At 64.5% G+C, this 13866-nt stretch carries 8 protein-coding genes; 6 read left to right on the top strand and 2 right to left on the bottom strand.

Features of this window, described 5'->3' with window-relative positions; all coding sequences use genetic code 11:
- Nucleotides 1–180: 180 nt before the first annotated feature.
- Complete coding sequence (locus tag IEY96_RS31795) at nucleotides 181–1338, top strand: hypothetical protein (protein ID WP_189198489.1); 1158 nt, start codon at nucleotides 181–183, stop codon at nucleotides 1336–1338.
- 329 nt (nucleotides 1339–1667) lie between these two features.
- On the opposite strand, the gene IEY96_RS31790 is transcribed toward IEY96_RS31795, so the two are convergent.
- Complete coding sequence (locus tag IEY96_RS31790; RefSeq protein WP_189198488.1) at nucleotides 1668–5537, bottom strand: hypothetical protein; 3870 nt, start codon at nucleotides 5535–5537, stop codon at nucleotides 1668–1670.
- Nucleotides 5538–5650: 113 nt separating this feature from the next.
- Here IEY96_RS31790 and IEY96_RS33035 point away from each other — a divergent pair, with 113 nt between their 5' ends.
- The 5 genes from IEY96_RS33035 to IEY96_RS31760 all read left to right on the top strand — a co-directional run bounded on the left by IEY96_RS33035 (nucleotide 5651) and on the right by IEY96_RS31760 (nucleotide 13234).
- Nucleotides 5651–7597, top strand: coding sequence for a DUF7380 domain-containing protein (locus tag IEY96_RS33035; RefSeq protein WP_229792007.1), 1947 nt, complete (start codon nucleotides 5651–5653; stop codon nucleotides 7595–7597).
- 110 nt (nucleotides 7598–7707) lie between these two features.
- On the top strand, nucleotides 7708–8472 hold the full coding sequence (locus tag IEY96_RS33030; protein WP_229792006.1) for a hypothetical protein: 765 nt from the start codon (nucleotides 7708–7710) through the stop codon (nucleotides 8470–8472).
- A 351-nt stretch (nucleotides 8473–8823) separates the two neighbouring features.
- Nucleotides 8824–9411: a hypothetical protein gene (locus IEY96_RS31770; RefSeq protein WP_189198486.1), complete on the top strand. Its 588-nt coding sequence runs from the start codon at nucleotides 8824–8826 to the stop codon at nucleotides 9409–9411.
- Nucleotides 9412–9715: 304 nt separating this feature from the next.
- Nucleotides 9716–10768, top strand: a complete 1053-nt coding sequence (locus IEY96_RS31765; protein WP_189198485.1) for an IS110 family RNA-guided transposase — start codon at nucleotides 9716–9718, stop codon at nucleotides 10766–10768.
- A gap of 471 nt (nucleotides 10769–11239) precedes the next feature.
- Nucleotides 11240–13234 carry a KAP family P-loop NTPase fold protein gene (locus IEY96_RS31760; protein WP_189198484.1) on the top strand — a complete coding sequence of 665 codons (1995 nt, stop codon included), beginning with the start codon at nucleotides 11240–11242 and terminating at the stop codon, nucleotides 13232–13234.
- A 45-nt stretch (nucleotides 13235–13279) separates the two neighbouring features.
- On the opposite strand, the gene IEY96_RS33455 is transcribed toward IEY96_RS31760, so the two are convergent.
- The gene (locus IEY96_RS33455; protein WP_373293674.1) at nucleotides 13280–13720 is read right to left on the bottom strand and encodes a 2'-5' RNA ligase family protein; all 441 of its coding nucleotides are present in this window, start codon (nucleotides 13718–13720) and stop codon (nucleotides 13280–13282) included.
- Between the last annotated feature and the right edge of the window lie 146 nt (nucleotides 13721–13866).

Below are 13866 nucleotides of genomic sequence, written 5' to 3'. Positions count from 1 at the left end.
CCCTAGCGAGAGCTCGATACCCGGGAGATCGACGCCGTCCTGGACTGCATCACCGCGTTGAATGAGTGAACCTACCCCGCCGTCCGGTTCTCGCCCACCTTCGACTACTCCGACCTAGCTCCGCGCAGCTGAACGCCACTCGGATCTCGACAATTGAGTTTTTTGCTGACAGGAGTCCTCATGCCGATATTTGATGAGTTTATTCGTGCAGATCATTCGCCGAGGAAGCCGAACGAGGCCGAGTACACCTTCCTAAACCGTTCGGCCAGGCCGACTTTTGCCGAAGTCCGCCGACTGCTTACCGAATGGGCGGGTCAGTACCCCTCCTCGGAGCGCAACTCGTTGATTAAGAGCATGCAGGCTGGGGACGATCATGAGTTTGAGTCGGCGTTCTGGGAGCTCTACCTACACGAGGCGTACCGCCGTGCCGGCTATTCCATCACTGTGCACCCAGAAGTGCCGGGCTCCTCAAAGCACCCAGACTTCCTCATTGACAACGGCGAGAGTAGCTTCTATCTGGAAGCAGTACGGGCGAACATCGCAACGAGAACACTTGCCGAGAAACGCCGTTTAAACGACGTGCATGCCGTGCTGGAGAAACTTTCTGCCGAAACGTTTAAGATCAGCTTTGCCTATGACTCGGTCGGCTTGCGGCCGCTGGCCACCACCAAACTACGCAATCAGCTGACGCAATGGCTCGCGTCCCTTGACCCCCATGCAGTCTCTGCGGCATTCGCCGGCAACCCCAGCCGCCACACTCTTCCCCGCCTCGCATTCAAGGAGGATGGCTGGTCCCTAACATTCACAGCTCTGCCGCTGCGGCCCGACGCATTTGGCAAGGGCGGCCAACTCGTTGGCACGTTCGGCCCCGGGCGAGCGGCAGGCGTAGACAACGTCACCCCGCTCACCCGGGCTGTCGACGCAAAGGCAAACCGATACGGGAAACTCGACGCCCCCCTCATTATCGCAGTCATGGCAAACACCGAGTACCCGACGAGGGACTACGACATTCAGCGAATACTGTATGGCCTTTCCGCTGCAATCCCTCGACAAGCTTCCAAACGCCCAAGCGAGCTTCACCAGGATGGGCACTGGCTAACCCGCAAAGGTTGGAGGCGCGGGCACGCCCCGCAAGTAGTCACCGCCAGCAACCTCAAGCCTTGGCGTGTCGCCAACGTCCAACCTAGCCTGTGGACCACCCTTGAGCCCGGGGTCAACATCCCCCTACAGCCGCGATGGCTAGCACCCGTCTCAGTTGACACGCCCGAGCCAACCATTTCGCCAGCGCAGCGGATCAACGAACTCTTCGGCCTGCCAGACGACTGGCCGAGTGGCTGACCGGCGGTTGAGTCCCGGTTTCACTAGCCGTCTCCCGAGCGGCGAGGTCAGCGGGCTGGATGCTTAGGAGAGTGGAAGCCGGCTTCGCGGTAACGCCGCGCGGTCGTCGGAAGTGTGTGGACGCGAGGACCGTAGGCTCCCGCTATCGCGAACCGCCTTGCTGGTCAATCGGGCGGGGCTGCCGCCGATCCGACTGCACGACCTGCGGCACGGCGCTGCCACCCGGCACGCGCCGCAGCTGTCGGGTGGACCATCGGTGACCCAGGCGAGCGCCGACCGACGTTGCGCGAGCGAGCCCTGACCAGAGTCAGCACTGGTCAGGGCTTTGCCTATTCCGCGCGCGAAGGAACCCATTGGCTACGAGGAGGATGCGCGGGTGCAGGGCCTTCTACCGGGTCGCTCGGATTTTGGAGGACCTCAACGAGTTGATACGGCACGGTGAACGCGACCTTCGGATTCTGGACGTAGGCGGCAGGCTCAACGTGACGGGTCACGATCAATGGAACCACCCGCCAAGGATGTACTTCGGTAACACCGCAGGCGAGTGCGACGGCGTGGGCGTGCCGCTGAATCTGTTCCGCTTTCTCAAGGAGCTTGCGCGTGAACCGCTTTCCATAGGTGAACTGGCGGATGTGGTGTCGCATTGCCGCGACGCTTTGGGGCGTCGCGAGGTCCTTGACTTCGCAGATCCACAGTCGCGAGTTGACGGGATCGGCGATCAGCACGTCGATCTCACCAACGGGGTTTCGGATGCCAAGACTGGCCTGTTCGCCTTGATTCAACTGGAATCGATGCGGCAAGCCGAGGTCCGCCGCGATGTCGCGCACCGTCGTCTCCAACTCGTCGTTGCGGCCCTTACGGTGCTTGTTCATCGCGTCGGACACACCCGGAGGCAGCACGTTGGCCGGATGCGGTAGCCGGGCCGCCGCGAGGTAGCTGTTGTGGAGTTGCAGGGCGGAATGGATCAGCCACGGAATAACCAGGATCCGGCCGTCGATCATCGGCAGTGGCCGTGCCAGCAGGCGATGGGATCGCTGCTCGACGTTGAGGAACCGCCGGGCACCATCTTGCTGGAGTTCGACAGGGTCGATCTGGAGTAGTTGGAGGGCAGCTCGAATCTGGACGTCGGGGAGGGCAGACCAGTCGGCGGCTTCACGAATGAGGTCGTCCGGGTTGACAGTGGCGATACCGTCCCCGTCGGTTGGCCAGTCGGCGGCGGTGCCGAGCACAGCCGCGAGGCCGTCGAGCCCGGTGCCCCATCCGTAGGCGAGCAACGCATCGGCCTTGAGCAGGGATGGCTCGGCAAACGTGGCCAGACGCTCGAAGGGGACGCGGTCGCGCTGTTGGACGGCGTGGGGAAGCCGGGAGCTCTCCTGGCTGGCCTGTTGCGCGAGGTCATCGATCGTCCACGGGTCTTTGGCGGCCAACGCAATGAGATGGTCGAGCTGGGCGCGATGGTATGCCGCGAGGTCGATGTCCAGGGGCGGATCGCTGCTGATGTCGCGTTGGTCGGCGATCACAGGCACGCCCTGCACGACGAAGATGCCGTCGTCGTTGATGTCGACCTGGAGACCGTGCAGGTCCCGTTCGTACCCGTAGTCGGCGGCAGCGGCGAGGGCGAGCAGTTCAGCGAGGGCAGCGAGTTCACCGAGGTCGAGCGAGTCGACGGTCCGGATTCCGGCGGGGGGGTCTGCCAGCGCTGCCTCGAACAGCGCCTGCAGCGAGGTCATGGTGGCAGAGCGGTCGCCGTCGCGGGCTGCGTCGTGCCAGTTGGCCGCCCACGGCCCGGCGAGCGAGTGCATGATCTGGTTGCTTCGGCGCAGGTACGTGGCGCAGGCGGCGTTGAGCCGGACCGCGAGCTTGTACAGCAGGGACGGGTCGCACGCGGCGATCCGTTCACGGAGCATCTCCTCGATCGTGGGCAGAATCGTGTCCTGGCAGATGGTGTGCGCGTGCGTGTCGCTGTACGTACCAGGGGTGACACGGCGGCGGATGCGATCGGCCACGGCGCGCAGCGCTCGCGCCCGAATCGCCGGCGTCCGAGGCAGGGTGTCGACCGGAGCCGCCGCCGGCCGGCCACTCGCGATACCGTGCAGCGTCATCAGCGGTCCGACCTGCTCCCACGCGTCGAGGAACGCCTCCACCGATGTTCCAGGGTCCGCGTCCCGGTCTACGCGGATGCGACGGACGAGTTCGTGCAGGGCGCCACCGAGCACGTTGTGGCCGGTCATCGGGTCTGTATGGAGCAGCTCGAGGACCTCGGGTCCGATGATGACGCTCAGCACGGATCGCTCCGCCGCGTAGGCGACCCGCAGGCCGTATCCGCGGCCGGGATCGGGGGCCGGGTCGTCGGTGAGGCCAAGCATGATGATGAGGGGAGTGTCGTAGAGCCGGAAATGTAGCGCGACCTCGTCCCGGCGGGTGATGCAGTAGCGGACGGCGTCGGCGAGCTGGAAGTACATGTCCGCGTCAAGGTTCAGTGTCGCGGCCTCCGAGCCGTCGATGAGGATGACCAACCCCGGGTCGGTGTTGACCAGAGCGATCTCCCCGTGAGGCGTGGTGAACAGATTCGCGGTGCCGTCGGCGTCGACGGTCGCGATCGGCCAGTCGCGATGCTCCGGCAGGCCTGCGGCAGCCAGAATCGCGTCGATCGCCTCCCATCCGGCGGCCTGGACCCAGGTGGCGTCGTATTCGGCTGCCACGAGGAACAGCACGGTCTCCTCGTCGGCGTCCGCACTCGCGTGTTTGCCTGGCCGCGTCTCGTCAGCCGGGCCGGGGCCGTCCTGGTCGGCGGGAGGACCGATGCGCCCCCAGTCCCGCCAGGCCGTCCAGGCGTCCAGGATGTCCTGGAAGACGACAACGTCATGCCCGGCGTGCTCGCCGAGATCCTGAAGGAAGCATTCGACGGTGGCCCAGTCACCGCCGGCCGCGTCAACGAGTTCGACGAGCTCCTCGATGTGAAGCACGATGACGTCCCGTACCTGGTGCAAATTGATGACCGGCGGGCCCCCGTACACGACCACCTTGACGAGGTGATCAACGCGCAGAGAGGTGGCTACCGAGGCCGGCTGATCGCGCAGGACGTGCCAGTTTTCGGTCTCGGCCTGCCGCCGATCGAGGAGATCGGTGGCGTGCTCGATCGCCTCGCTGAGCATGCCCGGGTTCAAGGCGCTGACGACCGTAGTCAACGTTCGTGGGCCGACGATGATCGGCGGCGTGCCGAGGTCGATCTGTAACGGGGCCGACCGGTTGACCGACCGCTTGTTGAACACCGCGAAGGCGTGGCCGCACGTCAGAGCCTGAAGACGGACGGCGTCGGCGCCGCCAATCTCGGGACGCCGGAGCAGCATGTCCGCAGCCGCGTTCAACACGTCGAGTGTCAGACTGGCCGGAACCGGAAACACGGCGTCGCCCGAACGCACCCGGAGAACGGGTCCGAGCATCGGGAGCCCGGGTGTATCGGCGACGGTTACCTGGATGGCGTCGCGGGTGAGCCAGGCCAGGGCCCGCGCGGCGCGTTCGGGACGGCTGCACTGGTTGGTGATGCGGTGTGGATCGCTCAGCCTTGCCATGGATTGCCGGACTGCGTCGACCTCGGCCGTCGACACGGCTGCAGCACGGGCGGCGGTACTGCGGGCGTCGTCGCCCGTCGCCTCGTCGGCCAAGGCGCTCCACGCCTCGGCTAGCCCCTCCAGGGCTTCGGTACCGTGCGCCAGCACCACCTCGATCACATCGGTCAAGGTGAACCCGACGGCGTTGAGCAGGGTGGGATCGACAGCCTGTGCCGTGGTAGCAAGCCGCCGCAGGATCATCAGCGGGTAGAGATAATCGCCGGGATGGATCCGGCACCGACGCCCGGCGACCATGAATCCGACCGGGCACCGCGGATCATTCGATGCGCCCGGCGGTAGCACGGGGTACCGGGCGACCTCCACAGCGGCATTCACCAGTACGGCGAGGTCCGGGTCCGTGGCCAGTCGGCTCCCGGCCGGTGGCACGCCAACAGCCCTGAGCCACAGCAGCGTCAGGTGGTGCTGCCACGGCCGCGACCACGGAGCGTCGATCGCGGCGCCCAGCAGCGGAATCACGGACGCAGCCGTGAATCTACCCAGCGCCTCGTCGATCGCTGCCCAGTCGTCAGGCCCCATACCTTCGACACGGTCGGGCTGGCCGCCGTGGCCGTCGTTCTCGAAAGGCACGGCGTCTATCGTCTCGCGGACGGACCCGGTTTCCCGACCCATTTATCGACGGCCGGTGCGGTGGTGAACTCCCGCAAGTCGGTTGGCGCTCGAGCCGGCGGTTGCTTGACTGGGTGACGGCCATCGACCTGGAGGATGGGATTCACATGAGCGGGCACGGGATCCCCACACCGGCTACGGGTGACAGCAGTGACGAGGCCGACGACACAGGCCGGCCGGTGCCGTACCGGTATGACCCGACGATGATTCCCGCGTTGGCGCGGCTGGCCGACCTGGCGTGCGATGGCGTCGATGATCCTCATAATGCCGGCCTGCGGGTCGAGGGTCTCGCGATGCAAGCGGACCCACCGATCGAGCCCGCCGCTGCGAGAGCGCTGTTCACGACCTTCATGTACCTTATCCAGGTCGCTTCGCCCGACGAGCCGCCAGACGCCCGGCTCGACCCTGTCAATGGGCCGTCCCTCTTCCCGGTGGCCCTCCGCGAGGCCAGCGGCGACCTTCGCCAACTATGGCTCGACCTGGCTAGCGAGGTCCGGCACCCGGTGGCACGGGCCCGGTGCTGGGACATCGTGTTCACGCTGCACCTCATGCCCAACCGGCGAGACGTCGGCGAGCGCGCCGTTCAGGCCTACCTCGACTCGACGAGCACGCCACTGACACTTGAGGAAAAGGCCAACGGCCTGTTGCGGGCGTGGACCATGGCTCGGCTCGTCCGCCTCACCGGTCTTGAGTCGGAGATCGAAACTGCGATGACGGCCGTCGCCGAAGCCGCAGTGATTCAGAAGGAGAATCCCTACGCGGCAATGGCCGTCCTCGGCGCGCTGACCGCCCCGCCGCTGGGCAGGGCAGCCCGTGTCGCCGATCCCGCCGTGGACGACCTCCTCGATCGGGCGCTCACCACGTATGCACAGGTCCACATCATTCATGGGTTCGCGATCCTGGTGCGCAAGAGCGCCGGGAGCGGGTCCGCCCGTATCGAACGCGCCAATCGGCACGAGGTCGAGGCGATGATCGCCGAGGCCGAAGCCGCCACCGACCCAATGATCATCAGGACCCAATTCAGCAACGCGGCCTCGGCGGCTCGGCGTTACGGCGTGGCCGACCTCGAACGGGTCGCCGTCGCCCGGCTCCAGGCAGCCCCACCGGTGACCTGGGAACGCACCGAATGGTCGTTCGTCACCCCGAAGGCGTTCTTCAACCTATACTTGCCCGGGTTCAGCGCAACGACCGACTGGCGTCGCGCGCTGTCAATCTGGTTGCATTCCGGCCCGCCAAGCGGGAACAAGGAGACGAACGAGGCCACCGCCCGACAGGCCATGGGCCAGTCGATCATCCCCCTTCTGGCCACCACGGTTCTGTTCCGGGACGGCGACCTGCCCAGCCGTACCGTCACCGGCGACGCCGCCGCGTTCGACCGCGAACTCGTCCGGGCCGAGCAGCACCACCTCGCTATGAACGGGCGGTTCCTCGCCAGAGCCCTGTGGCAGATTCGGGAGCGGTTCGGGATTCCGTCCCACGACGACCTGACCGAGTTTCTCCGCTTGTCCAACGCCGATCCGGGGATGCTGCACGATCTGGCCGCGGCGCTGCAGTTGTACTGGATCGGCGAGTACGACGCCAGCTGCCACCTAGTGGTGCCCAAGGTGGAGGCCGCCGCGCGTGCGCTGCTTCTGGAACTGAACGAGCCGATGTACCGCACCGCCATCGGCGACAAGGCCGGTCAATTTCCGGGGCTCGGCGTCCTCCTGCCGTTCCTGCTCGACAACACCTTCGATCCCGACTGGGAACGCTTCCTCCGGACCTTCCTGCTCAACGATGGCGCAAACATCCGCAACCTCATCGCTCACGGGTTCGCCCGCAACGTCGGGCCCATCGAGGCCGCCCTGGCACTTCGGGCCGGCGCGGTGCTGATCCTGCTCACCACCGAGCGCGCAGTAACCCGGGATGTCGAGACTGTCCGAGCCGCCGTCGCCGCGCCTGTGGGTGGCACCCGTGACCGCCCGTGGCGCCAGCGCCTCGTCGCCGCTCTCTGGGCGGCCCGCCGTGAGCTCCGCAACTAACTAGAACCGCAGCTCGGCGCCGTCGCCACCATGACAACGGGTTCGGCGTCCGAGAATGTCGGTCCTCCCACCTACCCTCACGACGAAGAATGGCAGGAGGAATGTGGCTGATGCGGGAGCAACTCGACAAGCTGCTGCGGCACTACTACATCTACGTGCCGCGAGGTCAGACCAAGGACACGATCGAGCCGGGTAAGCGGCTCGGCCTCGCCGTGGCGCGAAGTCGCCGCGCTCGCCTGACGGTGGTCGCACCCCAGAAGAACTCGGCCACCCATCACCCCGAGCTGGCCAAGTTGGAGATTGTCACCGAGCGGAGCGGCTCTCCACGAGACGGTGGAGTAGGTCTCGCCTGGTGTCCGACCTACAGTCATGGAGACGGTCCAGCGCCTCGAAAGAACGGTTATCGCCCTGAGTCCGCCTGGGAAATGGAGTCGCACCGGCTAGAGCGCCAACTAGACCTGGTAACTAAGCTTGGCGACCAGCCGAAATACAAGAGCAAGCTGCATGACATCGTCGCAGCGAGGGAACTGTACTGGGAGGTTTCCGACCGGCTGCCTCGTGCGCTTGAACGTTACGGCATGACGCCCTCGGAGTTCTACGCACGGGGCAGGGAGTGGCTGATCGACTTCGTAAACGATGTTCCTAGCGCTGCGATTGGGGCGGCGCTACACGAGAGAAACTTTCGGAATTCGTACAAGCGGTGGACGGGCAACGATATTCGCGACATTGACTCAATGATCGAGGCAGTGCCTTACTGCGACTACGTGCTGACCGATAAGCATGTAGCAGCACAGCTGGCGAAGAGTGCCGTTGGGCGGAATCTAGGCACCAAGATCTTTGCGAGGATTCGTGATTTGATGGCTGAACTCACCTAATTTCTGACCGGCGCCCGCTGGTGACCGTCGGCGGCACCGGCTACTGGCACATGGATGGCACGGCGACCAAGGGCCGTGACGGGGGACGCGCCAGGTCGTGCGGTGGTCTTAGACTCTGCCAGCAGCAGGTTGGGTGGGGGCTGTAAATCCGTCGCGAAGCTACAGAGGTTCGAATCCTCTGCCCGCCACCAGGCAAAACGGCAGAGGCGCTTGACCTGCGGAAACGCAAGTTAGGGGCCTTTGTCGTCTGGGGCTGCTGTTGACCACCGTTGTCCCTGATCGGCCTTCGGATCGGGCACGCAACGGGCACGACCCTTTGATCGACCGGCACACCGAGCACCGGAGGTGTTCATGGCTGCACAGTGGTGGGAGGTAACTGTCCCAGTCGCTGGCGCGATTACCTCTGGTCTGCTCGGCGGTTGGCTTGGAGCGCACTGGCAGTGGCGCAACAGCGATCGGCTCCTCAGCAAGCAGTTCGGTGAGAACGAACGAGCTAGGCAAGCGGCGGCAGCGGAGGCGGCGCAAGCACGTGCAGAGCAGCTCGCCAATGATCGAGCCCTGAGGCTTAGGGACGAGCGACGCCAGGTCTACGCGCGGTACCTGCGACTTCTGGACAGCTACCAGAAGGCGCTCGCTAGGTACGCAACGGATAACGCCGAGGCGCAGGACTTGGATGAGGCTGAACAAGTGAGTGGGCCAGAAGGTTGGGCGGATAGGGCTGGCGAGCTGCGAGCCACGGAGTCGGGCAAACGGGTGCTAGACCTCGCCGACCAACTCGTGGAGCAGACCTATGAGCTGATGTTCATCGCATCGTCCGAGGTTGGCTTGTTGGCGGTAAAGCTCTCCGAGAAGGCGCGCAGCGGCGGTGACGAAGCGGACGTAGCAGACCTTTGGGAGAAGTTCCTGCTCAAGGCTCGCAAAGAGATCGGGGCGGCTTGAGAGGATCTCCTCGTCTTACAGTCGCTCGTCAAGCATCTGTGAGGCTCGCGGTGGTGGTCCTGGGTGGACTGCTGCCAGGATCGGTGCCGGTGATCAGGGCTGACTCATCAAGCATCTGGCCGCCTGCGGCGTGCCCTGCACTTGACCTGTCGTCTTGATCGCCGGCACCGGCCTGGCTCACCGTCTGGCCTGATCAGAAGCTTGCCCGCCACGCGGCGTGGCTCATCACAGATGTGCCGTAGGTGTCTCCACCCAGGCCGGTGCCAACGTCAGCCACCGCCCTCTGGGAAGGAGCAACGGCCGAATGCCCATGCTCGCAGAATCGGTCGACGCCGTCATCGGCGTGGACACTCACACCGACACGCACACCGCCTGCCTGCTCGATCATGCTGGGCGGGAGATTGCGACCATCACCATCGAGGCGAGCCCTGGCGGGTGCAGCGACCTGATCGCCTGGGCCGTGCAGCAGGCGCCAGGTCCGCGGTTGATCTGGGCGGTCGAAGGCTGCCGCTCGCACGGAGCCGGGCTGCTGCGCACGCTCCTGGCTGCAGGACAACAGGTGATCGAGGCCGGGCGGCCGCAGCGCGTCGGGCGCCGGCCAGGCGGCAAGTCTGACCCGTCCGATGCCCGTCTGGCCGCCCGCACCGCCCTGGCCGCAGGACATCACGCTCAGCCGCGTAGCGACGGCGACCGGGAAGCGCTACGCATCCTGCTCGTGGCCCGCGAACACGCCAACGCCACCCGCACCGCCCCGATCAACGTGTTCAAGGCACTGCTGCTGACCGCGCCCGACCACTTGCGCGAGCCGCTGCGCCGACAGTCAACGCCCCGACAGACAGCCGCGTGCGCCCTGCTGCGCGTTCACCCCCGCCACACCCCCACCGAGAGGGTCCTGCGGCAGACCCTACGCAGCCTGGCCCAACGCATCCGCGAGCTCGACAAAGAGATCCGCGCCAACGAGCGCCAACTCCACGACCTGGTCAACGCGATCATGCCCGCGTTACTGGCCGAGCCCGGCGTCGGCGCGGTCAGCGCGGCACACCTCATCATCGCCTGGTCCCACCCCGGCCGATGCCGCTCGGAGGCCGCCTTCGCCGCCCTCGCCGGCGTCAGCCCGCTGCAGGCATCCTCCGGCCGCATCACCCGTCACCGGCTCAACCGCTTCGGCGACCGCCAACTCAACCGGGCCCTACACACCATCGTCAACTGGCGCATGATCCACGGCCACGAACCCACCCAGCACTACCTCACCCGCCGACGTGCCCAACAGAAATCCGACGCCGAAATCCGCCGCTGCCTCAAGCGCTACACCGCCCGGCACATGTTCCGGCTCATGGAAACTGCCGGAAGGACTTGACGAGCCATAGAAGCGTCAGGTGGGACTGGACACCGAAGCTGACTGGCTGAGTGGACCAAAGTGCGTCCGGTTGTAAGGCCCAGGGTCGGCGAGGGTTGGCAGGATAAGGCAGCATGTCGACTTGTGGACCGGAGACGGACGTCAGCTGTAGGGCTCCTGATCGGCGGTGCGGCCGTGGCCGTCGCCGGTGTCCTTACTTGGTCGAAGCCTTGGACATACATTCCGTGGCCGTCATGGCCGGGCACATGGTGGCGGTCGTTTCTCCACTATCTCGCGACGGATTGGCGCTGGCTGGCACTCTCCTTGCTTCTAACGGGGTCCCTAGCGATCGTGCTGGGAGTGCGTCAGTTGCTCAAGAGCAAGGCGACCCCGGAAAGTTCTTCTCACCCTGCTCGTCCCGCTGCGCAAGGAGCAAGAGGTGATAACCCGATTAGTAAGCCAGAGGACGACCTCTTCGATAGGGGCCCTCTCGTGGCAAGCATTGTCCATGAGGTGCGTTCCGTAGACGTTGCGCAAGGATACGTTATCGCCTTAAGCGGTCCTTGGGGTTCCGGCAAAACATCGCTCCTCAATCTTATTCGGCTGCAACTCGACGGCGCGCCAAGGCTTCCAGTCGTCAACTTCAACCCTTGGATGTTCTCGAACACGGAGCAGCTCGTACAGTCGTTTTTCGGTGAGCTGGCGTCGCAGTTGCGAATGAAGGAGGATCGCCTCGCCGCAGTTGCAGCCGAGATCGAAGCATACGGGGGGTTGCTGGCGCCCTTAACGTTCGTCCCCATCGCTGGTCCGTTGATTCAGCGGGCAAGCGAAGCCGTAGGAGCGGTTCGCAAATTCCGGGAAAGTCGGGACGGGAGCGTGGTCTTCCGAAAAGAAATGCTGGCTGCCGAGCTCACGCGACTGGGTGAAAGAATCGTCGTAATCTTAGACGATATCGATCGTCTGCAGACCGCTGAGATCCGGGATATCTTCAAGCTTGTTCGTTTGACCGCGAGTTTCCCTAATGTTATCTACCTGCTCGCCTTCGATCGTGGCCGCGTCGAGGAAGCGCTAACGGAATCCGGTATTCCTGGTCGCGGCTATCTCGAAAAGATCGTTCAGACCACCATCGACGTGCCCGTAATAGCGGATGAGCTACTTATTACCCAAGTTGGGCAGGCGCTTGACGCCGCGCTCGATGGGTCGCCTGCTATGGAGAGATTTGACAAGGACCGGTGGCCTGACGTTTTGATGGAAGTTGTCGCTCCTCTCATCCGTAACGTCAGGGACGTTCGTCGGTTCGCCGCCTCGATACGCTCTACTGTCGACTCGCTCGGAGGACAGATCGAACTCGTCGATCTCTTGGCTCTCGAAGCGATCCGAATTTTCCTCCCCGATGTGTTTATGGCAATCGCCGATGCGCCGACTGCCTTGACTGCCACGCGGTCGTCTGCCGCACGCTCGGGCGGTCGAAGTGACGAAGAAGCGGTAAAGCGGATTCTTGAAGAGGCGGCTGAGCGGCGCTCCGTGGTCGAGTCCGTGATTTCACGCCTATTCCCAGGAGGGTTGCGGCACGTCGGTGGTTCTTCTTACGGCGCCGACTGGGAGAAGGGTTGGCTCAAGGCTAGGCGGGTCGCGCACCCGGACATTCTGCGGCTGTACCTCGAGCGAACCCATACGTCCAAGATGGCTGCCTTTACGGACGCAGAAAGAGCGTACAAGGTGCTTGCCGATCGCGCTGCGCTTGAAGAGTTCCTTTCGTCCATTGAGCCAGAGAGGGTCGAGGACGTTATTTCGGCGTTGGAAGCCTATGAAGGGGAGTATCCGTCTGAGGCGGTTCCGGTTGCTGTGACCGTCCTGCTGAATACAATGCCCTGCCTGCCCGACCGACCTCGAGGAATGCTGGAGCTTGATGCGAGACTTGTGGTGTCGCGTGTGGTGCTTCGGTTGCTGCGCCAACTCCAAGGCCCGGATGAGGTAGCGACTATCGTAAGAGAGGTGCTGCCTGAGATAACGACCCTCTCTGCCCGCCTTCAGTTAGTGCTGCTTGTGGGTCATAGAAAGGGTGCTGGCCACAAACTCGTCTCCGAGGCGGTGGCGACCGAACTGGAGGGGGACCTTGCGCAGGCTGTTCGGAGCGAAGTGCCCGCTGACGTCAGCAAGGAGCGGGATTATCTGCGGGTCTTGTATTGGGCATACCGCCAAGCCGGAGGGCAAAATGCGACACTCGATGCCGGCCATCGTCCGGCCGTGCATGCCCAAGTGCTGATTACTTCGAAGACTGAGACCCTGAGATCTAGCGGAGACAGCCGTGTGGTTAAGCGGGAAGCCCTCTTGCGTTGGCCGATTCTTGAAGAACTTTATGGTGGTCAGGAAGCGCTTCGGCAAGCCGTTGACTCGGCCAGGGAGATTGCGGAGGAGAATCCCGAGCTGGCGAGGGTCATTGATCTGGCCGAGAAATACCTAGGAGGCTGGCGACCCGAAGACTAGTCCCTATCCGGGGTTCACTTCTGCATTATCATCCGCTAGCCGCGTCTAGGGCACCTTCACGGGCCCTTTAAGCAGGAAGCGAGAAACGACTTTCCACTCGTACATGCGCCGGTCACGGTGCATCTCGATCAGGTCGACGTGGCTCACCCGAACGGTCGCAGGGTGCGGGTTGGTTGCCTCAATGGCTCGGATATAGGGCGCGGCCGGTCCGTCAGCGGTCAGATAGGCGATGCTGACGTGCGGTCGGTATCGCCTGGGGTCCTCCGGGACCTGGTCCTTGCCGACAACGCGCCCGATGGCTGTCCGAGTTGCGGCGCGGAGCTGCTGCACTGCCTCGCCGGGCTCTGCCGGCATGACGATGGCCTTGTCGGCAACGATGATGTCGCGGAATGCGACCTCGACGGCTGGGAGCTGTCCGAGCTGCTTCCCCGCTTCTTCGACGATGCTGGTCAGTGTCTGTTCGCTGGTTTCGTCGGTGAAGCCGATGCCCTGCGTTGTGAGGTGGAGCCACTGGTCTGGGATAGGGTTACCGGCGGTGCGGCGCTCAGCGCGGATCGGTAGGTGTCGGCTAACTTGAGCTTTAACCTGCTGGGCGGCGGTATCGACCCCGGCTGATCATGGGGACAGCCCTT

Source organism: Micromonospora fulviviridis (genome assembly GCF_014648395.1).
GTDB lineage: Bacteria > Actinomycetota > Actinomycetes > Mycobacteriales > Micromonosporaceae > Micromonospora > Micromonospora fulviviridis.
This window is presented reverse-complemented; position numbering and strand designations above follow the sequence as displayed.